Below are 22,864 nucleotides of genomic sequence, written 5' to 3' on the forward strand. Positions count from 1 at the left end.
TCGGGGAGGGGGGAAGATGACATGGCGAGCGGACACACGATCGAACGCGAGGAGTGCGCCATGCAGCAGGAACGAGCGGGCGGGCCGGCCGGGCCCGAGGACCTGATCGACGTCGCCCGGCTGGTGACCGCGTACTACGCTCTGCACCCCGACCCGGCCGAACCGGGCCAGCGCGTGGCGTTCGGCACGTCCGGCCACCGCGGCTCGTCCCTGGCGACGGCGTTCAACGAGGACCACATCGCCGCGACCAGCCAGGCCATCTGCGAGTACCGCGCCGGGCAGGGCACCGACGGCCCCCTCTTCCTCGGCGCGGACACGCACGCCCTGTCCGAGCCGGCGAAGGTCACCGCGCTGGAGGTGTTCGCGGCCAACGACGTCACCGTGCTCATCGACGCCGCGGACGGCTACACCCCCACCCCGGCCGTCTCGCACGCCATCCTGACCCACAACCGGGGCCGCACCTCGCACCTGGCCGACGGCGTGGTCGTCACCCCGTCCCACAACCCGCCCGGCGACGGCGGCTTCAAGTACAACCCGCCCAGCGGCGGCCCGGCCGGCTCCGAGGCGACCTCCTGGATCCAGGACCGGGCGAACGAGATCATCGCGGCCGGGCTGAAGGACGTACGCCGCATCCCCTACACGCGGGCGCTCGCCGCGCCCGGCACCGGCCGCCACGACTTCCTCGGCGCCTACGTCTCCGACCTCCCGAGCGTGCTGGACCTCGACGCGATCCGCGACGCGGGCCTGCGCATCGGCGCCGACCCGCTCGGCGGAGCCTCCGTCGCCTACTGGGGCCGCATCGCCGAACAGCACCGCCTCGACCTGACCGTGGTCAATCCGCTCACCGACCCCACCTGGCGGTTCATGACGCTGGACTGGGACGGAAAGATCCGCATGGACTGCTCCTCGCCGTACGCGATGGCCTCGCTGATCGAGCAGCGCGACCGGTTCCGGATCGCCACGGGCAACGACGCCGACGCCGACCGGCACGGCATCGTCACCCCCGACGGCGGGCTGATGAACCCCAACCACTACCTGGCCACCGCCATCTCCTACCTCTACGCCCACCGCGCGCAGTGGCCCGCCGAGGCCGCCGTGGGCAAGACACTGGTGTCCTCCGGGATGATCGACCGGGTCGCCGCCGACCTCGGCCGCCGGCTCGTCGAGGTCCCCGTGGGCTTCAAGTGGTTCGTGGACGGACTGGCCGACGGCTCGCTCGGCTTCGGCGGCGAGGAGTCCGCCGGGGCGTCGTTCCTGCGCCGGGACGGCTCGGTGTGGACCACCGACAAGGACGGCATCATCCTGGCCCTGCTCGCCTCCGAGATCACGGCCGTCACCGGCAGGACCCCGTCCGAGCACTACGCGGCCCTCACCGCGCGCTTCGGCGAACCCGCCTACGCCCGCATCGACGCCCCCGCCTCCCGGGAGGAGAAGGCGCGGCTGGCCAAGCTGTCCCCGGCCCAGGTCAGTGCCGACACCCTCGCCGGGGAGCCGGTCACGGCCGTGCTCACCGAGGCCCCGGGCAACGGCGCCTCCATCGGCGGCATCAAGGTGGCCACCGAGAACGCCTGGTTCGCGGCGCGCCCCTCGGGCACCGAGGACGTCTACAAGGTCTACGCGGAGTCCTTCCGGGGCGCCGACCACCTCCGCCAGGTCCAGGACGAGGCCAAGCAGGTCGTCCTGGCGGCGCTGGGCGGCTGACCGGCCCAGGGGAATGACGGAGGTGTACGTCGGTCCGGGAAGGGCGGTCCCCGCCCGGACCGACGCGTTTTCGGCGGGAACTCGGCCGGACCCGAGGATCGCCGGCCGGCCCGCGTGAAACCCACCAGACTTTCACCCTTCGTTTTCTTGAACCGTTCGTGTTTATGAGGGTAGGTTCGGCGGCATGACGGAAGCCGAGCCTCCGACGGCGGCACAGGAGTTGCGTGGTGCGGGCCTGCGGGTGACGGCCGCGCGCGTGGCACTCCTGGAGACCGTGCGGGCGGGTGACCACCTCGGCGTGGAGGCGATCGCGTCCGGGGTGCGTGAGCGCGTCGGCCATGTCTCCCTCCAGGCCGTGTACGAGGCCCTGCACGCCCTTACCGCGGCGGGACTCGTGCGCCGTATCGAACCGGCCGGCAGCCCGGCCCGGTTCGAGGGACGTGTCGGCGACAACCACCACCACGTCGTGTGCCGGTCGTGCGGTGCCGTCGCCGACGTGGACTGCGCGGCGGGCGAGGCACCCTGCCTGACCGCGTCCGACGACCACGGCTTCTCGATAGACGAGGCCGAGGTCATCTACTGGGGCCTGTGCCCCGACTGTGCCACCAGCCGTAGTTCCTCAGCACCGTGATCCGCCCTGTCCGGAAGGATTCCCATGTCCGAGAACCACGATGCAGTCGTCACCGATGCCAAGACGGAGGCCTCAGGCGGCTGCCCGGTCGCGCACGGGCGCGCCGCGCACCCGACTCAGGGTGGCGGAAACCGTCAGTGGTGGCCGGAGCGGCTGAATCTGAAGATCCTCGCGAAGAACCCCGCCGTGGCCAACCCCCTCGGTGAGGACTTCGACTACGCCAAGGCGTTCCAGTCCCTCGACCTGCCGGCCGTGAAGCGGGACATCGCGGAGGTCCTGACGACCTCGCAGGACTGGTGGCCCGCCGACTTCGGCCACTACGGCCCGCTGATCATCCGTATGGCCTGGCACAGCGCGGGCACCTACCGGATCAGCGACGGCCGCGGCGGCGCCGGCGCCGGCCAGCAGCGGTTCGCCCCGCTCAACAGCTGGCCGGACAACGCCAACCTCGACAAGGCCCGCCGCCTGCTGTGGCCGGTGAAGAAGAAGTACGGCCGCAACCTGTCGTGGGCCGACCTGCTGATCCTGGCCGGCAACGTCGCCCTGGAGTCGATGGGCTTCACGACCTTCGGCTACGCCGGCGGCCGCGAGGACGTCTGGGAGGCCGAGGAGGACGTCTACTGGGGCCCCGAGACCACCTGGCTCGGCGACGAGCGCTACACCGGTGACCGGGAGCTGGAGAACCCTCTCGGCGCGGTCCAGATGGGCCTGATCTACGTCAACCCGGAGGGTCCGAACGGTAATCCGGACCCGATCGCCGCGGCCCGCGACATCCGCGAGACGTTCCGCCGGATGGCCATGAACGACGAGGAGACCGTCGCCCTGATCGCGGGCGGCCACACCTTCGGCAAGACCCACGGCGCCGGCCCGGCGGACCACGTCGGCCCCGACCCCGAGGCGGCCGGCCTGGAGGACATGGGACTGGGCTGGAAGAGCACCTTCGGCACCGGCAAGGGTGGCGACACGATCACCAGCGGTCTCGAGGTCACCTGGACCAACACCCCGACGACCTGGGACAACAGCTTCTTCGAGATCCTCTTCGGCTACGAGTGGGAGCTGTTCAAGAGCCCCGCCGGCGCGAACCAGTGGCGGCCGAAGGACGGCGCCGGTGCCGGGACCGTGCCCGACGCCCACGACCCGTCCAAGCGCCACGCCCCGACGATGCTCACCACCGACCTCTCGCTCCGGTTCGACCCGGTCTACGGGCCGATCTCGCGGCGCTTCCTGGAGAACCCCGAGGAGTTCGCGGACGCCTTCGCCCGGGCGTGGTTCAAGCTGACCCACCGCGACATGGGCCCGGTCGCCCGCTACCTCGGCCCGGAGGTCCCGACCGAGGTCCTGCTGTGGCAGGACCCGCTGCCCGAGCGGACGTACGAGCTCGTCGGCGCCGAGGACATCGCCTCGCTCAAGGCCAAGGTCCTCGACTCCGGCCTCACGGTGTCCCAGCTGGTGTCCGCCGCGTGGGCGTCGGCCTCGTCCTTCCGCGGCAGCGACAAGCGCGGCGGCGCCAACGGCGCCCGCATCCGCCTGGAGCCGCAGCGCAACTGGGAGGTCAACGACCCCGACCAGCTGGCCCTGGTGCTGAGCACCCTGGAAGGCATCCAGGAGTCCTTCAACTCCGCCCAGACCGGCGGCAAGCGGATCTCGCTCGCCGACCTGATCGTGCTCGCCGGCGGCGCCGCCGTCGAGCGGGCCGCCAAGGAGGCCGGCTTCGAGGTCGAGGTGCCCTTCACACCGGGCCGCGTGGACGCCTCGCAGGAGCAGACGGACGTGGAGTCCTTCGCCGCGCTGGAGCCGACCGCCGACGGCTTCCGCAACCACATCGGCAAGGGCAACCGCCTCCCGGCCGAGTTCCTGCTGCTCGACCGCGCCAACCTGCTGACCCTGAGCGCCCCGGAGATGACGGTCCTCGTCGGCGGTCTGCGCGTGCTGGGCGCGAACCACCAGCAGTCGCAGCTCGGCGTGTTCACCACGACCCCCGGGTCCCTGACCAACGACTTCTTCGTCAACCTGCTCGACCTGGGCACGACGTGGAAGGCGACGAGCGAGGACCAGAACACCTTCGAGGGCCGCGACGCCGCCACGGGCGAGGTCAAGTGGGCCGGCAGCCGTGCCGACCTGGTCTTCGGCTCGAACTCCGAGCTGCGGGCGCTCGCCGAGGTCTACGCGAGCGACGACGCGAAGGAGAAGTTCGTGCACGACTTCGTCGACGCGTGGGTCAAGGTCATGAACCTCGACCGGTTCGACCTGGTCTGATCACCGCGGTCACACGTCCGGGCCGGCCCCTGCGGGCCGGCCCGGACGTGTGCGTACCCGGCGCCCGCTGCCCCGGGTGAAGTCGCCGCGCCCGCACGGCGTTCGACTGCCTTCCCGCTGCGGGCGAAGGGCGGCGAGCCCGTCGCGGCGGCGCCGGCCTTGCAGCCGGATCGGACCGATGCCGGTACCCCTGCGCCGGGGGATGCCGTAGCCGTGCGCTGTGGGATGCCGTAGCCGTGCGCCGGCCGACGCCGCAGCCATCTGCCCGGGGGATGCCGTAGCCGTGCGCCGGTGGATGCCGTAGCCAGGCGCCGGGGATGCCGCAGTGATGTGCCGGCCGATGCCGCACCCAGGTGCCGCGAGACGGTCGGGCCGCCTGTCCGTGCGTCCGGACACGTTCTTACCAAGATTTTATAGCCTGCCTATATAGGCGGCGTGATACTTGAGACGTGGATCAGTCGGACCGCGGCCAGGAACCGCTGGAGACGGCGCGGGCGCTCGCCGAGACGGCCTCCGCCGTGATCAGGGCTGTGACCGACCGGCGGGACATGAGCTTCACCGCGGCCTCCACCCTCGCCCGGCTGGAACGCGAGGGACCCGCCCGGCTGACCGCCCTGGCGGCGGCCGAGGGAGTCGCCCAGCCGTCGATGACCCAGCTGGTGCAGCGCCTGGAGCGCCGGGGTCTGGTGCGGCGCGTCGACGACCCCGCGGACGGGCGGGTGACCCTCGTCGCCGTCACCGACGCCGGACGGGAGCTGCTCGCCGAGCGCCGGCGGCTGCGGGACGGCCGGCTGGCCGATCTGCTGGCGGCCCTTCCCGCCGAGGAGCAGCAGGCGCTGGGCGAGGCCGTGCGGACCGCCCTGCCCCTGGTGCGACGGATGCTCGAAGGCGCCGCGGCGCCGCGCCACCTGACCGCGCGGCACGACACGGGGAGCATGTCATGACCGCCGAGGACACCGGCCGCATACCCGGCACCACCGGCCCCGGCCCGCGCACGCGCGGCACCTGGATGGGCGCGGACCACCCCCGCTACAAGTGGGTCGCGCTGACCAACACCACCCTGGGCATGCTGCTCGCCACCATCAACAGCTCCATCGTGCTGATCTCGCTGCCCGGCATCTTCACGGGCATCCGCCTCGATCCGCTCCAGCCGGCCAACGTCAGCTACCTGCTGTGGATGCTGATGGGCTACATGCTCGTCACCGCCGTCCTGGTGGTCGCCCTCGGCCGGCTCGGCGACATGATGGGCCGCGTCCGGATCTACAACGCCGGCTTCCTCATCTTCACGCTCACGTCGGTGGTGCTGTCCCTCGATCCCTTCCACGGCGGCAGTGGCGCGCTCTGGCTGATCGGCTGGCGCATCGTGCAGGCGGTGGGCGGATCGATGCTGATGGCCAACTCCGCGGCCATCCTCACCGACGCCTTCCCCGCCCGGCAGCGAGGGATGGCCCTGGGCGTCAACATGGTGGCGGGCATCGCCGGGTCGTTCCTCGGCCTGGTGCTGGGCGGCGCGCTCGTCACCTGGAACTGGCGCTCGGTGTTCTGGGTCAACGTGCCCATCGGCCTGATCGGCACCGTGTGGGCGTACGCGTCACTGCGCGAGACGGGCGTGCGCCGGCCCGGCCGGATGGACTGGTGGGGCAACATCACCTTCGCCGTCGGGCTGACCGCGCTGCTCGCGGGCATCACCTACGGCATCCAGCCCTACGGCGGCCACACCATGGGCTGGACCAACCCCTGGGTGCTGGCCGGACTGGCCGGCGGGGCCGCGATGCTCGCCGCCTTCTGCGTGATCGAGAGCAAGGTCGCCGAACCGATGTTCCCGCTGCGGCTGTTCCGTCACGCGGCCTTCGCGGGCGGCAACGCGGCCACCCTGCTCGGCGCGATCGCACGCGGCGGACTCCAGTTCATGCTGATCATCTGGCTCCAGGGCATCTGGCTGCCGCTGCACGGCTACGACTACGCCGACACCCCGCTGTGGGCCGGCATCTACATGCTGCCGCTGACCATCGGCTTCCTGCTCGCGGGACCCGTCTCGGGCGCGCTGTCGGACCGGTTCGGCGCGCGGCTGTTCGCCGCCTCCGGGTTCGTCGTCATGGCGGCGTCCTTCGCCGGGCTGCTCGTCCTGCCCGGCGACTTCGACTACTGGGTCTTCGCCGGGCTGATCTTCCTCAACGGGCTCGGCGGCGGCCTGTTCGCCGCTCCGAACACGTCGATCATCATGTCGAGCGTCCCGGCCGACGCCCGCGGCGCCGCCTCCGGCATGCGCGCCACCTTCCAGAACGCCGGCATGGTGCTGTCCATGGGGGTGTTCTTCTCTCTCATGGTGGCCGGACTCTCCCGCACCCTGCCGGACACGCTCAGCTCGGGCCTGACCGCCCAGGGCGTCCCGGCGGGAGCCGCCCACCAGGTCGCCGGGCTGCCGCCGGTCGGCGTGCTGTTCGCCGCCTTCCTCGGCTACAACCCGATCGAGCATCTCCTGGGCCCGACCATCCTCGGTCACCTCTCGCCGTCCGCCGCCGCCCACCTCACCGGGCGCGAGTACTTCCCCCATCTGATCTCGCAGCCCTTCCACGACGGCCTGGTCGTGGTGTTCTCCCTGGCCATCGCGATGTCGCTGGCGGCGGCGGGCGCGTCCCTGGTCCGGGGCCGCCACGGCGCGCTCCCCGCGTCGCCGCCGCCCGTGTCGCCGGTCGCCCCGCAAGCACCGGCGCCGCCGGCCGAGGCGGGCGCCGCGACCCCGTCCCCGGCGCCCTCGCCCCGCAGGTCCGCCGCCGCGACGCCCCCGCGGCAGGCCGACCCGGCGTCCGGACGCTCCTGTGGTCCGCTGCGCGGCCGGGTCCGCGACGGCACCGGCCGACCGCTCGCCCACGCCACCCTCACCCTCGTGGACCACCGTGGTCACCAGAGGGACCTCGCCCGCTCGGCCGAGGACGGCACCTACACCCTGGCGGAACCCGAGCCGGGCGCATACACCCTGGTCGTGTCGGCCGAGGGGCACCGTCCCCGGGCCGAGCGGATCGTCGCCGGCAGCGGACCGGTCTTCTCCGAGGTCACGCTGGCGGGCGCCGGCGGCGTGCACGGGACCGTACGCCACGAGCACACCGGCCGGCCCGTGCCCGACGCCCGCGTCACCCTGCTGAACGAGCGCGGCGACGTGGTGGCGTCGGCCACGACCGCCACGGACGGCACGTACACCCTGCGGAACCTGGCCCCGGGTGCCTACACCGTCGTCGCCACCGGCTACCCGCCCGTGGCCGCCGAGGTGGCGCTGGGCGACGGAGGGGCCCACCGAGTCGATCTCCAGGTAGGTCACACCCCCGGCTGACGGACGCCGGGGCCGGGACTGTGGCTGTTGTCTCAATTCGCGCCAAAAGCGGCTTCGAGTGACGGCGGCCACGTCGCAGGACGCGCGTTTTGTCTACGTTCACTCCTCAGTGCCCCTGCGACGACCATTCGGTGAGGCCCGTTTGCCTATGTCCTACCTGTCGTACCCGCGTTCCCCGGCCACCGCGAAGACCACCGCCGGGCGCCGTGGCCGGCGCGCCGCCGCGTGCGCCGCCCTGCTCCTGTCCTCCGCGACCACGCTGTTCTCCCTCGGCGCGCTGCACGCACCGCCGGCGGCCGCGGCCACCGGCGTGCCGTCGGGCGGGACCCACGCGGCGGCGCAGCCCGTGAGCACGGCGCGTGTCACCACCGCGGTGCTCGACCTCGACGCCCCGGGCCGGACGTCCACGGTGTACGGCGAGGACGTGCCCTACGACACCGCCAGCATCGTCAAGGTCGACATCCTCGCGGCGCTGCTGCTCCAGGCGCAGGACGCCGGACGCCACCTCACCGCCGAGGAGCGGGCGCAGGCGGAGCCGATGATCCGGCACAGCGACAACGCGGCGGCGAACACCCTGTGGCGGGAGATCGGCCGGGCTCCCGGCCTGGAGGCGGCCAACAAGCGCCTCGGACTGACGTCGACGAAGGGCGGCCCCGGCGTCAAGTGGGGTCTCACCCAGACCACGGCACGCGACCAGATTCGCCTTCTGCGAGCCGTGTTCGACGACACGACGCCGAGCGCGTCCACCCAGGCCCTGAACGGGGAGTCCCGGACCTACATCCGCTCGCTGATGAGCCGCGTCGCCGACGACCAGGCATGGGGTGTTTCGGCCGCCGCCGACTCCCAGTGGGCGCTGAAGAACGGCTGGCTCCAGCGCAGCACGACCGGGCTCTGGGACGTCAACAGCGTCGGCCGCGTCACCGCGAACGGACACCACTACCTCGTCGCGGTCCTGTCCAACGGCAGCGCGTCCATGAGCGACGGCGTCTCCCTGGTGGAGAAGGCGGCGCGCCAGGCCCTGTCCTCGGCCTCCCCCTGAACCAGCCCTGATCGACAGCCGGAGCGAGCCGTGATCGACAGCCGGAACCAGCCGTGATCGACGGTCCCAACCGGCCGTGACCGGCCGTAGTATCGGGTGGTCACCGAGGGGGGTACGCGATCGTGGGGAAGCAGCGCTCCGGCACGCCGACGCTCGAGGAAGTGGCCGCGCTCGCCGGGGTGGGGCGGGGCACCGTCTCACGCGTCATCAACAACGCCGACGGGGTGAAGGACTCCACCCGCCGCGCCGTGGAGCGGGCCATCACCGAACTCGGCTACGTCCCCAACCAGGCGGCCCGCTCCCTGGCGGCGCGCCGCGCGGACGCGGTGGCCCTGGCGATGACGGAGACGGACTGGCGGCAGTTCGGCGAGCCGTTCTTCTCCGAGATCGTCTGCGCGGTCAGCGACGCCCTGGCCGGCACCGACATCCAGTTGCTGCTCACCCTGGTGCGCACGGACGCCGAGCGGCGCCGCTTCGTCGAGTACGCGCGCGGCGGCCGCATCGACGGCGTGCTGCTCATGTCCGTCCGCGGCGGTGAGCCGCTGCCCGACATGCTCGCCGAACTGCGCCTGCCCACCGTCCTGCTGGGCCGCCGCTCCGGCGACGAGTGCGCCTCCTACGTCGACTCCGACAACGTCGGCGGCGCCCGTGACGCCGTGGACCACCTGCTGCGCAGCGGCAGGACCCACGTCGCCACCGTCACCGGCCCCCTGGACATGTACGTCGCCCAGTGCCGGCTGCGCGGATACGAGGAGGCCATGCGCAGGGCCGGCCACACCCTCGGCCCCTCGTGGATCGTCGAGGGCGACTTCAGCGAGGAGAGCGGCCGCCGGGCGATGACCGAACTGCTGGGCCGTCACCCCGAGGTCGACGCGGTGTTCGCGGCATCGGACACCATGGCCGCCGGAGCCCTCAACGTGCTGCGCGCCGCGGGGCGCCGAGTACCCGAGGACGTCGCCGTGATCGGCTTCGACGACTTCCTGCTGGCACAGCACACCGATCCGCAGCTCACCACCGTGCGTCAGCCGGTCGAGGAGATCGGACGGGCCATGGTCCGGCTGCTCCTGGAGGCGCTGGAGGACTCCAGCCGCGCCTGGCGTCACGTCATCCTGCCGACACGGCTGATCCGCAGGGACTCGGCCTGAGACGTCCTTGAGGCACACCGACCATAGGGGCGGTATGCCCGGTTTTCGGGAGCGCTCCAAAGGTGTGCTCGGCTCCGGATGTCATCGTCTTGCGCGTGCCTCGAGAACACGGACACCGTAGTGACCTGGTGCTTCGACAGAAGTTCGATTCTGCCGCCTCCTGACTTCTTGTCAGGGGCATGACTTGAGCCTACGCTCCTGGGAGCCGTCGATTGGGAGCGCTCCCATTTCGAACCCGCCGGGATCGCTCCCCATCTCCGGGCCCCATGTACCCCACCGAAAGGACACCCGATGGGTCCGTCGACACTCCCTGTGCGCAGCGTGCGCGGGCTGCTCGCCGCGCTGCTCACCGCCCTCGCCGCGGTGGCCGCCCTGGTGACCGCGACGCCCGCGGCCCATGCCGACACCGAGATCTGCGACGCCTTCGGCTCCACCACCATCCAGGGCCGCTACGTCGTCCAGAACAACCGCTGGGGCACCAGCGCCACCCAGTGCATCACGGCCACGAGCACCGGCCTGCGCATCACCCAGGCGGACGGTTCCGTGCCCACCAACGGAGCGCCGAAGTCGTACCCCTCCGTCTACAACGGCTGCCACTACACCAACTGCTCGCCCGGAACCAACCTCCCGGCCCGGCTGAGCACCATCTCCGCCGCGCCCACCAGCATTTCGTACGGCTATGTCACGGACGCCGTCTACGACGCGGCCTACGACATCTGGCTCGACCCGACGCCCCGTACCGACGGTGTCAACCGCACCGAGATCATGGTGTGGTTCAACAAGGTCGGCTCCATCCAGCCGGTGGGGTCCGCCGTCGGCACGGCCACCGTCGCGGGCCGCAGCTGGCAGGTCTGGTCCGGCAACAACGGCTCCAACGACGTGCTGTCCTTCGTCGCGCCCTCGGCCATCGGCAGCTGGTCGTTCGACGTGATGGACTTCGTGCGGCAGGCGATCAGCCGGGGACTGGCCGACTCCTCCTGGTACCTGACGAGCGTTCAGGCGGGCTTCGAACCCTGGTCCAACGGCGCCGGGCTCGCGGTGAACTCGTTCTCCTCCTCGGTCACCGTCGGCGGCGGCTCGGGCGACCCGGGTGACCCCGGCGACCCGGGCACCCCGGCGTCCTGCAAGGTGGCGTACAAGACCAACGTCTGGCAGGGCGGTTACACCGCCGACGTGACCGTGACGAACACCGGGACGGCGCCGGTCGACGACTGGCGGCTCGGCTTCACGCTCCCCTCCGGCCAGAAGATCACCAACAGCTGGAACGCCACGGTGTCCCCGTCGTCCGGCGCGGTCACCGCGACGAGCCTCGGGTTCAACGCCCGGATCGCGGCCGGAGGCAGCCAGTCCTTCGGCTTCCAGGGCACCTACACCGGGACGTTCGCCCAGCCCGACCGGTTCACCCTGAACGGCACCGCCTGCACCACCGCCTGAACCGCCACCGCCTGCACCACCGGCTGCACCGGCACTGCCTGCACTACCGCCTGAACCGGCGGCGCCGCTCATGCGGCGCCGCCTCCAGGGTCTGCTGAACAGCCCTGGGACCACCGGGGCCCGCCCTCTTCCCCGCCGACAGGGCGGGCCCGGGTGGCGTTCGGCCGCCCGCCTCGGCAGGACCGGCCGCCCGCCGTCAGCAGGACAGAGGGGACGAGCCGAGCGCCACGTCGTCGTACCAGAGCGTGTCGTCGCCGGTGCCGTAGCTCTCCCAGCCCAGCCGCAGCGTGGTGGGGCGGGGCGCGGTGGTGCGGCTGAGCCACTGGGCGTCGACGTCCTGCGTGGGCGTGCCGTCCACGTGCAGTCCGGCGATCTGCGTGTCGTCCATCCAGGTGTCCATGCTCTGCCGGGTGGTGTCGACGGCGAACCGCAGACACACCCAGCGTCCGGTCGGCAGCGGGGCGCTGAGCGCCACGCCCGCCGGGCTCTGCGCGGGCAGCGTCGCGTCGTCGGACTGGCGGTTCCACTGCAGGGCGCCGTTCTGGCCGCCCACCCTCAGGTCCCGGCCGCCGTCGCGGGCGTCGGCCATGGTGATCATGGTGATGTGCGCGGCGGGCAGCGATGTCGTGTGGCGCACCCACAGCCGGCCGTACACCACCGGGCCCACCGCCGAGACGTCCTTGGTGGTGGCCACGAAGGCGTGGTTGCAGTAACCGGCGGCCCCGTCCACCCGCACCGAACGGCTTCCGGTGTGGGCCACCGACGCGTCGACCGCCACCTTTCCGGCACCCTGGCAGTCCGGTGCGACGGTCGTCCAGGCGCCCGACGGCACGCTCCCGGTCTGGTCCTCGAAGCCGGAGCACACCGTCGCGTCGCCGCACCCGGGAGCGGGACCGCCGGACGGCGTGGGCGTGGGGCTGGGCGTCGGGGTGGCACTGGTGGTGGGCGTGGTGCTGGGCGTCGGGTCGGGGCTGGGACCCGGCCCCGGGTCCGAACCGTCGGCGCACGGCGCCCCGTTGAAGGTGAAGTCGCCGGGAGCGGGATTGGCGCCGGACCATGTGCCCTGGAGACCGAAGGACGCCGAACCCCCGGTGGCCAGCGACCCGTTGTAGTCGAGACTGGTGGCGGTCACGGCCGTGCCCGTCTGGGCGACCCGGGCGTTCCAGGCGGAGGTCACCCGCTGGCCGGCGTCGAACGTCCAGCCCAGCGTCCAGCTGCCCACCTGTGGACCGAGGTTGGTCACGGACACCTCGGCGGTGAAGCCGCCGGACCACTGGTTCACCGTCCAGGACACCCGGCACGCCCCGCCCCCGTCGGCTCCCCGGGCGGCACTGAGCGGTCCGTAACCGGCCAGCCAGGCAAGCAGCGCGGACATCAGCGCGACGAGCGCCGCCGCCCGCACCTGCCGTCTGCCCGGCGGTCGCACCGTCCTCGAGACCATGGGTTCTCCTTCCGTGCGGTGGGGGGAATCTGCTCGGCGCGGTCAGGCCGGGGCGGCCGCCGGACGGCCCGCGGAAGCGGCCGGCCGGCGGCGCGCCGAAGCGGCCTGTGGCGCCTATGGAGTGGCGCAGCCGACGGATCCGACCGGCATGTTGTTGCCGGTGGAGGTGGCGGTGAAGCCGAAGGTGACGCTGCCGTCGGCCGGTATGGTCCGGTTGTAGTCGACGTTCCTGACCGTGACCGTGCCGTCCGAGTTCTTCGTCAGCGCACCGTTCCACACGCTGCCGATCGATGTGCCCGCGCCCGGCTTCCAGCTCACGGACCAGCCGCTCAGCGGCGCGGTGCCGTGGTTCATCACCTCGACGGAGCCCTGGAAACCGCCGCTCCAGGAGTTCGTCACGGAGTACATGGCCATGCACGCGCCCGTTCCGGGATCGGTCGGCGTGGGCGTGGGCGTGGGCGTCGGGGTGGGCGTCGGTGTGCCGCCGCCCGAGCCGCGGATGCCGGTGACCTCGCCGTGACCGCCGTCGAAGACGATGTCGGAGCAGGAGAAGAAGTTCTCCTGGCTGTCCGAGCGCACCCACTGGATGAACATCAGCGCGTCGCCGGAGCGGCCCGAGGGCAGCTTCAGGTCCCAGTAGTAGTGCCCGCCGTCGGTGCCCGGCGAGCCCGTCTGCGGGGGATTGGTGACCGTCTGGATCAGGTCCAGGTCGTCCCAGCCCAGCTCCGAGGTGGGCGACCAGCCGGGCTTGGTGACGTAGACCCGGAAGTCACCGGGGTGGGCCGCCCAGTTGCTGTACTGCACCTGCATCGACGCACCGGACGTCAGATGGGTGCGGGGCCAGTCCGACCGGGCGGCGTTGTAGGCGGAGAAGTCGTACGGCGAGCGGTCGCCCGCGCTGCACAGCGTGCCGTCCGGCACATACCCGGCACCGCGGCCCCCGGCGTTGGAGTCCAGCACGGCGAACCAGTTGTACAGGGCGGTGGCCCCGCTCTGGTTCAGCGCGTCCCGGCAGGCCGGGTTGGTGGGGTCGAGCGCGCCGGTGCTCGTCTGGGCGTCGAGGTAGCACAGATACGTGCGCGAGCCGGGCATCATCGCCACGCCGTGCGCCTGCGCGCTGCCCTGGCCCAGGAAGGTCAGGCCGAGCGCCGCGAACAGAGTGGCCAGCGCCGCGACTAAGGAATACGTCCTGCGTCGGGTCACCGAGGGACTCCCTTCGGAAGGAATGGTGGACGTGATCGGAACATGACAAGCAGGGGAAAAGATGGGAGCGCTCCCATTCTCACGGTAGCGAGAGCCGGGGCCGATGTAAACGCACCTGCGTCCTCGCCGGTCTCCGCTGTGCCGAATGTCGCACTCGCCCTCCGTGCCGTTTGCTGGTGCCACGACGGAGCATGCGGTCCCATGCAGCCGTCCGCAGGCAGGAAGGAGCCGTCATGGAGGAGCACGAGGAGGGCCTTCGGGCGATCGACGCCGACCCGGGCGCCGTCAGACGCCATCATGCGCTGTTCCGCGCCGTGCAACGGCGCAGGAACCCTCGCTTGCGGCGCACGGACATCACCGTCACGGACGAGGCCGCCGTGAAGCGGGCGGTCAAGGCCGCCGCGCTCGGCAACGCCATGGAATGGTTCGACTTCGGCATCTACAGCTATCTGGCGGTCACCCTCGGGCATGTGTTCTTCCCGTCCGGGAACGACACGGTGCAACTGCTGTCGTCGTTCGCGACCTTCGCGGTGTCCTTCCTGGTGCGCCCCGTGGGCGGCATGGTGTTCGGCCCGATGGGCGACAAGATCGGCCGCAAGCAGGTCCTGGCCCTCACCATGATCATGATGGCGATCGGCACGTTCGCCATCGGCCTGATCCCCTCGTACGCCACGATCGGCTTCTGGGCCCCGACCCTGCTCATCCTCTTCCGGCTGGTGCAGGGCTTCTCCACGGGCGGCGAGTACGGAGGGGCGTCCACCTTCATCGCCGAGTACGCGCCCGACCGGCGCCGGGGCTTCTTCGGGAGCTTCCTGGAACTCGGCACGCTGGCCGGCTACGTCGCCGCGGCCGGACTGGTGACACTGCTGACCGCATGGCTGGGCGGCGACGGCATGCAGGCATGGGGCTGGCGGGTGCCGTTCCTGGTGGGCGGCCCCATCGGACTGGTCGGCCTGTACCTGCGGCTGAGACTGGACGAGACGCCCGCCTTCCAGAAACTCGAGGACACCTCGCTCCACCGGGCGTCCGAGGCCGCGTCCACCGTGGAGACCACCGCCAAGGGAGACCTCGCGAAGATCTTCCGCGAGTACTGGCCGACGCTCGTCCTGTGCGTCTGCCTGGTCGGCGCCTACAACGTCGCCGACTACATGTTCCTGTCGTACATGCCGACCTATCTGTCGGACGAGATGGGGTACTCCGAGACCCACGGCCTGCTGATCCTCATCGGCACCATGGTGGTGCTGATGCTCGTGATCAACCGGGTGGGACAGCTGTCCGACCGAGTCGGCCGCAAACCGGTCCTCATGACCGGCATGCTCGGCTTCCTCCTGCTGTCGCTCCCGTCGTTCCTGCTGGTCCGGCAGGGCAGCCTGGCCGCGGTCGCCGCGGGCATGCTGATGCTGGGCCTGTCGCTGGTGTGCCTGCTCGGCACGATGTCCGCGGCCCTGCCGGCCCTGTTCCCCACCCAGGTGCGCTACGGCTCCCTGTCCATCGGCTACAACCTCTCCGCGTCCCTCTTCGGCGGGACGACCCCCCTGGTGATCACCGCGCTGATCTCCGTCACGGGAAGCGACCTGATGCCCGCCTACTACACCATGATCGCCGCGCTCGTCGGCGTGGTCTCCGTGGCGTGCATGAAGGAGACGGCACGCCGCCCGCTGGACGGCTCCCCGCCCTCGGTGGCCACGCCGGAGGAGGCCGCGCGCCTGGTGGAGAGCCAGGCACCGGTGCCCAGGTTCTGAAGGGGCCGGGGCGCACCGCCCCGCGGTCCGGGACCCGCCGGCGGGGCGCCGGGCCGCGAGCGACCATGGAGGGGAACGGATCCGGCCGCGCGGGCGAACGACGGCACCTTCACGGGCAGGGGGCGTACGCGCGGGCCGTGTGCCGGGAGTCGTGCGTGCGGTGCCGGCTCGTGGACCGCCTGCCGCGACGCCTGCCCTACGCCAGGGCGGTGGGCGTACAGCCGAGGACCCTGGAGCTCTGGGACCGGACGGGCATGGTGCGCGACGTGCTGGACGCCGCCGTACCCCTGCGCGGACAACTCGTCTACGTCAACGGAGCCCAGCAGGCCGGCATCGAGCTGACACTGCCGCCCCAGGTGCCGTACGGCTTCGCCGCACTGCCGCAGGACGAGACCGAGCGCATCCTGGAGGAGCACCTCGCCCGCTACGACACGCACGTCGAACGCGGAACGGAACTGGTGTCCTTCGCACAGGACGCGGCCGGGGTGACGAGCGGGCTGCGCGCCGGAACGGGCGAGGAGACCGAGCTGCGCAGCCAGTTCCTCATCGGCTGCGACGGCGCCCACAGCCTCGTCCGCGAACGGCTGGGGCTGTCGTTCCAGGGCCGGGCGTTCCCCGAGGCGTACCTGCTGGCCGACGTCGAGCTGGACTGGGACCTGCCCGCCGGTCACGTGGTGCGCGCTCTGCACCGCACCGAGGACGGCACCGTCGACGACCTGCTCGTCTGCGTTCCGCTGCCCGGCCGTTCGCGCTACCGGGTCTCGACGCTGCTCCACCCCGGACCGCACGCGGACCAACGGCCCGAGCCGACCCCGGCGCACGAGACCGCGCACGGTGCGGAGGACGCCGAGGCCCCGCGGACCGAGCACGTCGAAGCCGCCCTGGAACGGCTGTCGCCCCGACCGGTGACCGCCTCCGCACTGCGGTGGTCCTCGGTGTTCCGGATCAGCCACCGCATCGCCGACCGCTACGGCGACGGACGGGTGTTCATCACCGGTGACGCGGCCCACATCCACCCGCCGACCGGAGCACTCCGGCGGGCCGGCTGGAGGTGCTGGACGCCCTGGCACGCGTCTTCGGCTGACGGGGAGGCCGCACGGGGCGGGCGGCGCTCGCGGAACCGGCCGCCCGGCCGCCGCCCTCCCTCCGCGTCAGCCTCGTTCCCCTTCCTCCGCAAGGGACTTGACGCCGTGCAGGGTGGCCTCCATACCGGCGCGCAGTTCCTTCAGCCGGAGGGCGATGATCTCCTCCTCCCGGTCCGGCCGGCGTTCGAGGGCCAGCGTGACCCCGCTGCGGCCCGGCCCGACGAGGACCGTCTGGCTCAGCCGCGTGCCGCCGCCCTCGGCCTGGAGTTCGTAGCGCCAGGACGCCATGGGCCTCGCCGGATCCAGTGTCGCCTCACCGTAACGGCCGTCCGCGTCGGTGACCGCCCAGGCGAACACCCGCGGCTCGTCCAGTTCGACCACATGGGAGACGGTCCGCCACTCGCCGAGCACGGCGTGGTGGTTGTGGCCCTCGAAGCGCGCACCGGGCACGGGACGGTCCGCGCCGTCCAGCCAGGCGACGCGCAGCAGTTCCGGGCTGAGCCGGGCGGGCAGAGCGATGTCGGTCACCAGTTCCCAGACCCGCTCCATGGGCGCCTCCACGTGCACGTCGCAGCGCACGCGGGGACCGTCGGCAAAGAACATGTCATCCCCCTCGTCTCGGATTCGGCGATCATCCCATTGTCAGTGGCACCTCCTATGGTTCGAGCACTGGGATCCGCCGGAGAGACCGCGGATCCGTCATGGGGAGGGGTCTGCCATGTCCACCGGGTCCACCGTGTCGACGACGTATCTGGAGTTGTCGCAGGAAGACGGCGGCGCGCACAAGTTCTACGAAGTCATCGTCGAGGGCCAGGTGGTGACGGTGCGGTACGGGCGGATAGGCGCCGCCGGGCAGACGCAGACGACGACGTTCCCCACGGCGGAGAAGGCACGGACGGCCGCGGCGAAGAAGGTCGGCGAGAAGGTCCGCAAGGGATACGCCCCGGCCGTTCCCGGACAGCGCGCCCCGCGCCCGGTGACGCGGCGTCAGGTCGCCTCCGCTCCGTCCACCGCGCGTGCCGTCGCACCCGTGCTGTGGCGCTTCCGCACCGGCTCCGCGGCGTTCGGCATCCATGTCGACGACGAGCACTGCTGGGTCGGCAACCAGTCGGGCGACGTCTACACCCTGGACCACGACGGCGGCGTCCTCGCCCGCTTCAGCCTGCCGGACGGCGTGAAGTGCCTGGTCGCTGACGACTTCTGGATCTACGCGGGCTGTGACGACGGCAAGGTGTACGACCTGTCCTCCAAGCTGCCGTTCGCGGCCTACGACATCACCGCGGACGTCGACATCTTCTGGCTGGACATCCACGAGGGCATCCTGAACGTCTCGGACCGCGACGGCCGGCTCACCGTCATCGACCACGAGGACGAGCACCAGTGGGCCCGCCGCAGCCAGGGCGAGCACGCCTGGATGGTCCGCGCCGACGACCGCGCCGTCTACCATGGCCACCACCGGGGCGTGACGGCGTACACGCCCGACGGCACCGGCGAACTGTGGCACACCCCCACCCGGGGCGCCGTCCTGTTCGGCTGGCAGGAGGACGACACCCTGTACGCGGGAACCGCGCACCGCGTGGTCCAGCGGCTGTCGAAGTCGACCGGCGCGATCCAGGCCACCTACGCCTGTGACGGCGCGGTGTACTCGTGCGCCACCTCACCCGGCGGACGGTTCGTCTTCGCCGGTGACGCGGCGTCCTCCGTCTACTGCTTCGACCGGGACGGCACGCGGCTGTGGAAGCTCGCCACGGGCGGCGGTTCGGCGCTGTCGATGCAGTACCACGACGAGCGTCTGTACCTGGTCACCACGGACGGCTCGCTGGTGTGCGTCGACGCGAGCGAGGCCGCCGTCTCCGCCGCCCAGCAGGGCACGGTGCCGGTCGCACGGGACGTGAAGCTCGCCGCGGCCCTGCCGACCTACGCACCGGCGACGGCCGTGGCCGCGGTGGCCACCGTCGCCCACGCTCCCGCCGGGGCGGTCGTCGTCGAATGCGTCCAGCAGGGCGGCCGGGTGCGCGTGCACGTGGTGTCCGACGGCTACGACTCCTCGTGGAACGTCCAGTTCCCGCGCGCCATCCGCGAACCCGGGGCGCGGTACGTCGTGGACGCCCTGCACCCGGCGGCGGGCGGCTTCTACCGGGTGCGCGGTGACATCCGGCGGCTGCTGTGAGGCGACCCGGTGTCTCTACGACCCGTTGCCCCACCGCGCGCCGGCCCAGCAGACGCCCACGAACGCGGTGGTGGCGGCGAGGACCGCGTACGCCACCGTGTAGGAACTCGCGGTGGCGAGGGCTCCGGCCGCGAGCGCTCCGAGCCCCGTCCCCGCGTCGAAACCGATGTTCCAGGCGACGCTGACCGAGGAACGCGCCGCCTCGCCCGCCGCGGCGAAGGCATGGACCAGCGTCAGGTTCTGCAGGCCGCCGTACGCGACCCCCACGACGAGCATGCCCGTCACGACCAGGACCGGACCGCCCGCACCCAGGCCGTGCGCCGTGCCCGCACCGATGACGGCGAGCCCGGCCGCCCCGGCCAGCAGCAGCGGCGCGATCGCCGGGGCCGCCCCCTTGCGGTCCGCGACGTGTCCGAACCTCCACCGGCACAGGGCCGCCGTCGCCGTGAACGCGAGGAGCGCCACGTAGACGGCCGTCGCGTCGGACAGCAGGCTCGGCGTGAAGGTGAGGATGGCGCCGCCGGCCGCGGTGATGGCGAGCAGCGCCGCGATCGGCCCGACCAGGACACGGCGGAGCCGTCCGGCGTCCCGCCCCTCGGCCGGTGCCGCACCGGGGTCCTCGGTGCCGCGCAGCGCGCGCGCCACCCGAGGCGCCAGCGGGACCGCGAGCAGCGGCACGGCGGCGCCCGCGAACACCAGCCCGAAACCGACGCGTTCGGCGAGCCAGGGCGCGATCGGGACGAACACACACTGCGGGACCGCGACGGCCAGCCCGTACGCACCGACCGCGCGGCCGCGGCGCTCGGGCTCGACGAGCGCCGCCACTCCGGTCGCGCCGCACACCGTGAGGATCCCGAACCCCAGCCCCCGCACCGCCGCGAGGGCGACGACCACGCCCACCCGGTCACTGAGGAAGTGCCCGAGGGCGGGCAGTCCCAGCAGACACGCCCCGAGGGCGAGCGTCCCGGCCCAGCCGAGACGCCGGAGCACGCGCGCGACCAGCAACTGGGCGACCACGGTGAACAGCATCAGCACCGTGTTGACCAGCCCGGCGCCCAGTTCGTCCGCCCCGCCGCGCTGGGTCCACAGGGGCGCGACCGGCAGCAGCAACGCCAGACCGGCGAAGCCCAGCGCCGCCGAGCCGAGCAGCGGCCGCATTCCCGGCGCCCGCCACACGGGTGAACGCACGCACTCCTGGTGGGCGCGGCCGGCGCCTGGTCCGTTCGACATCCCGCAGATGGTATTCGCCCGCGACGGCCCATGGGACAGCGGGACGATCTCCAACCGGGGCGCGGGCGTCAGTCGACCGGCCAGGTGTGGACGGGGGCGTTGAGGTGCATGTACTCGACGTACATCTGCGTCATCCGCCGCAGTGCCTCGTGCCGGCCCGCCCGGGCGGTTGCGTCGATGTGGTGGAACATCTCCTTCTGCCACATCGCCCCGTTGCGGCCGGCGACGCACCGCTGCTCGATGATCCCGAGCAGCGGCTCCCGCCACGCCTCGTCCATGCCCGAGCGCTCCAGTCCCCGGTGCGCCAGCGGCAGCAGGCGCCGCAGCACGAGTTCGGCCACCGGCACCTCGCCCATCCCCGGCCAGTACAGCCGTGCCTCGATGCCGTGCCGTGCCGCCGTGCGCAGGTTGTCCTCGGCGGCGGAGAAGGACATCCGCGACCACACCGGCCGCTCCTCCTCCACCAGGGCGCGGGTGAGCCCGTAGTAGAAGGCGCCGTTGGCGAGAGTGTCGGCGACGGTCGGGCCGGCGGGCAGCACCCGGTTCTCCACCCTCAGGTGCGGTTTGTCGTGGGCGATGGCGTAGACCGGGCGGTTCCAGCGGTAGATGGTGCCGTTGTGGAGGGTCAGTTCGGCCAGCTCGGGGACGTCGCCGCGGTCCAGCGTCTCCAGCGGGTCCTGCTCCTCGCACAGGGGCAGCAGCGCCGGGAAGTAGCGCAGGTTCTCCTCGAACAGGTCGAAGACACTGTTGATCCACCGTTCCCCGAACCACACCCGGGGCCGCACCCCCTGCACCTTGATCTCCTGCGGCCGGGTGTCGGTGGCCTGCTCGAACAGCGGGATGCGGGTCTCGTGCCACAGTTCCTTGCCGAACAGGAACGGGGAGTTGGCCGCCAGCGCGACCTGGATCCCGGCGATCGCCTGCGCCGCGTTCCAGTACCCGGCGAACTCCTCCGGGGACACCTGGAGGTGGAACTGGGTGCTGGTGCAGGCGGCCTCCGGGGTGATCGTGTCCGCGTAGGTCCGCAGCCGGTCGACGCCGTCCACGTCGATGCGCAGGTCCTCGCCCCGCGCGGCGAACACCTGGTCGTTGAGCAGCCGGTAGCGCGGGTTCTCCGACAGCGCCGCCTCGCCGACGTCCTCCTGGCGCAGCGTGGGCAGGATGCCGATCATGATGAGGTGTGCGCCGACCGATGCCGCGCGCCGCTCCGCGTGGTTCAGCGCGGCGCGGATCTCGGACTCCCAGGCGTCGGGGCCACCCGCCGTCAGACGGCGGGGCGGAATGTTGATCTCGAGGTTGAACCTGCCCAGCTCGGTGGACCAGGCGGGGTCCGCGATCGCCTCCAGCACATCGCTGTTGCGCATCGCCGGTTCCGCCACGTCGTCGCCCAGGTTCAGCTCGATCTCCAGTCCCACCTGGGGCCGCTCGGACTCGAACCGTGACGCGCGCAGCATCTGCGCCAGCGCCTCGAGGCACTCCTGCATCTTGATCCGGTACCGGCGGCGGTCCTCGCGGGTGAAGACCAGCGCCGGGACGTCCCGTCCCATCGGCCCTCCCTGTTCACCCCTCCTCGGATCCCCCTCCTCGGACACCTCTCCACCCAGCGTCCCACCGGCGGGCGGCCCGGACCACGCGGGACGGGGAGCGTCCCACGGCGGTCCACGCGGTGGGGCCGACGGTGGTCCACGCGGTGGGGCCGACGGTGGTCCAGGGGGTGCGGGGACAGGACGCGACGGCCGTGTCGCCCGGGGGCCGGCGGGCGGATCGGCCAAGGATGAGGGCATGGGAATCGTCCTGCCGACGCTGTTCGCACTGCTGGCCGCACTCAGCAACGCGCTCGCCACCGTGCTTCAGCGCAGGGCCGCGCTGACCGTGCCGCAGTCCCAGGGCTTGCGCCCCGGGCTGATTCTCGACCTGCTGCGTCGTCCCGTCTGGCTCGCCGGGGTGCTCACCGTGATCGCCGCCGGTGTGTGGCAGGCGGCCGCGCTGGCCACCGGCCCGCTGTCCCTGGTCCAGCCGCTGTTCGTGCTGGAGCTGCCCCTCGCGCTGCTGCTGGCGTCGCTGTGGCAGCGCCGTCGGCCGTCCGCCGCGCTGCTGCTGAGGCTGTGCGCCGTCGTCGCCGGACTGGGGCTGGCGCTGCTGGCCGCCGCACCCTCGGGGAACCGCACCCACGTGTCCGTCGACCGCTGGCTTCCCGTGCTGGTCGCCTGCGCCGGCGGGGTTGCCGCGCTGACCGCGGTGGGGCTGCGCAGACCGCCGGGCAGGGCCCGTGCCGCCTGCCTCGGCACGGCCACCGCGATCTGCTTCGCCCTCACGGCAGGCCTGATGAAGACGGCCGTCCACATCCTCACCGACGACGGTCTCGCCGGGTTCCTCACCTCCTGGCAGACGTACGCCTTCGGTGCGAGCGGTGTCTGCGCCATGCTCCTGATGGAGCACGCCATGCAGGGCGGCCCGCT

The 22,864-nt window shown here is 72.2% G+C and carries 16 protein-coding genes and 2 pseudogenes; 13 read left to right on the forward strand and 5 right to left on the reverse strand.

Going from position 1 to position 22,864, the window contains the following annotated elements:
• Positions 1–60: 60 nt before the first annotated feature.
• From pgm to ABZ484_RS09680, 9 genes and pseudogenes are all read left to right on the forward strand, one after another.
• The gene (pgm, locus tag ABZ484_RS09640) at positions 61–1,701 is read left to right on the forward strand and encodes a phosphoglucomutase (alpha-D-glucose-1,6-bisphosphate-dependent) (protein ID WP_358865345.1); all 1,641 of its coding nucleotides are present in this window, start codon (positions 61–63) and stop codon (positions 1,699–1,701) included.
• A gap of 184 nt (positions 1,702–1,885) precedes the next feature.
• The gene (locus ABZ484_RS09645; protein WP_358865326.1) at positions 1,886–2,332 is read left to right on the forward strand and encodes a Fur family transcriptional regulator; all 447 of its coding nucleotides are present in this window, start codon (positions 1,886–1,888) and stop codon (positions 2,330–2,332) included.
• A 24-nt stretch (positions 2,333–2,356) separates the two neighbouring features.
• Positions 2,357–4,588 carry a catalase/peroxidase HPI gene (katG, locus tag ABZ484_RS09650; protein WP_358865327.1) on the forward strand — a complete coding sequence of 744 codons (2,232 nt, stop codon included), beginning with the start codon at positions 2,357–2,359 and terminating at the stop codon, positions 4,586–4,588.
• 548 nt (positions 4,589–5,136) lie between these two features.
• Positions 5,137–5,532: a MarR family transcriptional regulator gene (locus ABZ484_RS09655; protein ID WP_358865346.1), complete on the forward strand. Its 396-nt coding sequence runs from the start codon at positions 5,137–5,139 to the stop codon at positions 5,530–5,532.
• Positions 5,533–5,597: 65 nt separating this feature from the next.
• A pseudogene (locus ABZ484_RS09660) lies at positions 5,598–7,244 on the forward strand (MFS transporter); the annotation flags it as partial.
• Between the two features lie 27 nt (positions 7,245–7,271).
• A complete protein-coding gene (locus ABZ484_RS09665; RefSeq protein WP_358865347.1) occupies positions 7,272–7,916 on the forward strand; it encodes a carboxypeptidase-like regulatory domain-containing protein in 645 nt (214 codons plus the stop codon).
• Positions 7,917–8,064: 148 nt separating this feature from the next.
• The gene (locus ABZ484_RS09670; protein WP_358865328.1) at positions 8,065–8,955 is read left to right on the forward strand and encodes a serine hydrolase; all 891 of its coding nucleotides are present in this window, start codon (positions 8,065–8,067) and stop codon (positions 8,953–8,955) included.
• Positions 8,956–9,077: 122 nt separating this feature from the next.
• On the forward strand, positions 9,078–10,100 hold the full coding sequence (locus tag ABZ484_RS09675) for a LacI family DNA-binding transcriptional regulator (RefSeq protein ID WP_358865329.1): 1,023 nt from the start codon (positions 9,078–9,080) through the stop codon (positions 10,098–10,100).
• A 291-nt stretch (positions 10,101–10,391) separates the two neighbouring features.
• Positions 10,392–11,534: a cellulose binding domain-containing protein gene (locus ABZ484_RS09680; protein WP_358865330.1), complete on the forward strand. Its 1,143-nt coding sequence runs from the start codon at positions 10,392–10,394 to the stop codon at positions 11,532–11,534.
• Positions 11,535–11,730: 196 nt separating this feature from the next.
• Here the strand turns inward: ABZ484_RS09680 and ABZ484_RS09685 are convergent, their stop codons facing one another.
• A complete protein-coding gene (locus ABZ484_RS09685) occupies positions 11,731–12,975 on the reverse strand; it encodes a cellulose-binding domain-containing protein (protein ID WP_358865331.1) in 1,245 nt (414 codons plus the stop codon).
• Between the two features lie 114 nt (positions 12,976–13,089).
• Positions 13,090–14,178, reverse strand: a complete 1,089-nt coding sequence (locus ABZ484_RS09690) for a lytic polysaccharide monooxygenase (protein ID WP_358865332.1) — start codon at positions 14,176–14,178, stop codon at positions 13,090–13,092.
• A 233-nt stretch (positions 14,179–14,411) separates the two neighbouring features.
• On the opposite strand from ABZ484_RS09690, the gene proP reads away from it, so the two are divergent.
• Positions 14,412–15,920: a glycine betaine/L-proline transporter ProP gene (proP, locus tag ABZ484_RS09695; RefSeq protein WP_358865333.1), complete on the forward strand. Its 1,509-nt coding sequence runs from the start codon at positions 14,412–14,414 to the stop codon at positions 15,918–15,920.
• Positions 15,921–16,075: 155 nt separating this feature from the next.
• Positions 16,076–16,951: pseudogene (locus tag ABZ484_RS09700) on the forward strand (FAD-dependent monooxygenase); the annotation flags it as partial.
• 120 nt (positions 16,952–17,071) lie between these two features.
• Here ABZ484_RS09700 and ABZ484_RS09705 read toward each other — a convergent pair.
• Positions 17,072–17,608, reverse strand: coding sequence for an SRPBCC family protein (locus tag ABZ484_RS09705; RefSeq protein ID WP_358865334.1), 537 nt, complete (start codon positions 17,606–17,608; stop codon positions 17,072–17,074).
• 115 nt (positions 17,609–17,723) lie between these two features.
• Here ABZ484_RS09705 and ABZ484_RS09710 point away from each other — a divergent pair, with 115 nt between their 5' ends.
• Positions 17,724–19,175, forward strand: coding sequence for a WGR domain-containing protein (locus ABZ484_RS09710; RefSeq protein ID WP_358865335.1), 1,452 nt, complete (start codon positions 17,724–17,726; stop codon positions 19,173–19,175).
• A 15-nt stretch (positions 19,176–19,190) separates the two neighbouring features.
• On the opposite strand, the gene ABZ484_RS09715 is transcribed toward ABZ484_RS09710, so the two are convergent.
• Together ABZ484_RS09715 and ABZ484_RS09720 are read right to left on the reverse strand one after the other, a co-directional pair.
• Positions 19,191–20,405, reverse strand: a complete 1,215-nt coding sequence (locus ABZ484_RS09715) for an MFS transporter (RefSeq protein ID WP_358865336.1) — start codon at positions 20,403–20,405, stop codon at positions 19,191–19,193.
• 68 nt (positions 20,406–20,473) lie between these two features.
• Entirely contained in the window at positions 20,474–21,952 is a 1,479-nt protein-coding gene (locus ABZ484_RS09720) for a glutamate--cysteine ligase (protein WP_358865337.1), read from the reverse strand.
• 235 nt (positions 21,953–22,187) lie between these two features.
• On the opposite strand from ABZ484_RS09720, the gene ABZ484_RS09725 reads away from it, so the two are divergent.
• Positions 22,188–22,864: DMT family transporter (locus tag ABZ484_RS09725; RefSeq protein ID WP_358865338.1), on the forward strand; the 677-nt coding region annotated here is incomplete at its 3' end.

The sequence above is a fragment of the Streptomyces sp. NPDC006393 genome, from assembly GCF_040628575.1.
Lineage (GTDB): Bacteria > Actinomycetota > Actinomycetes > Streptomycetales > Streptomycetaceae > Streptomyces.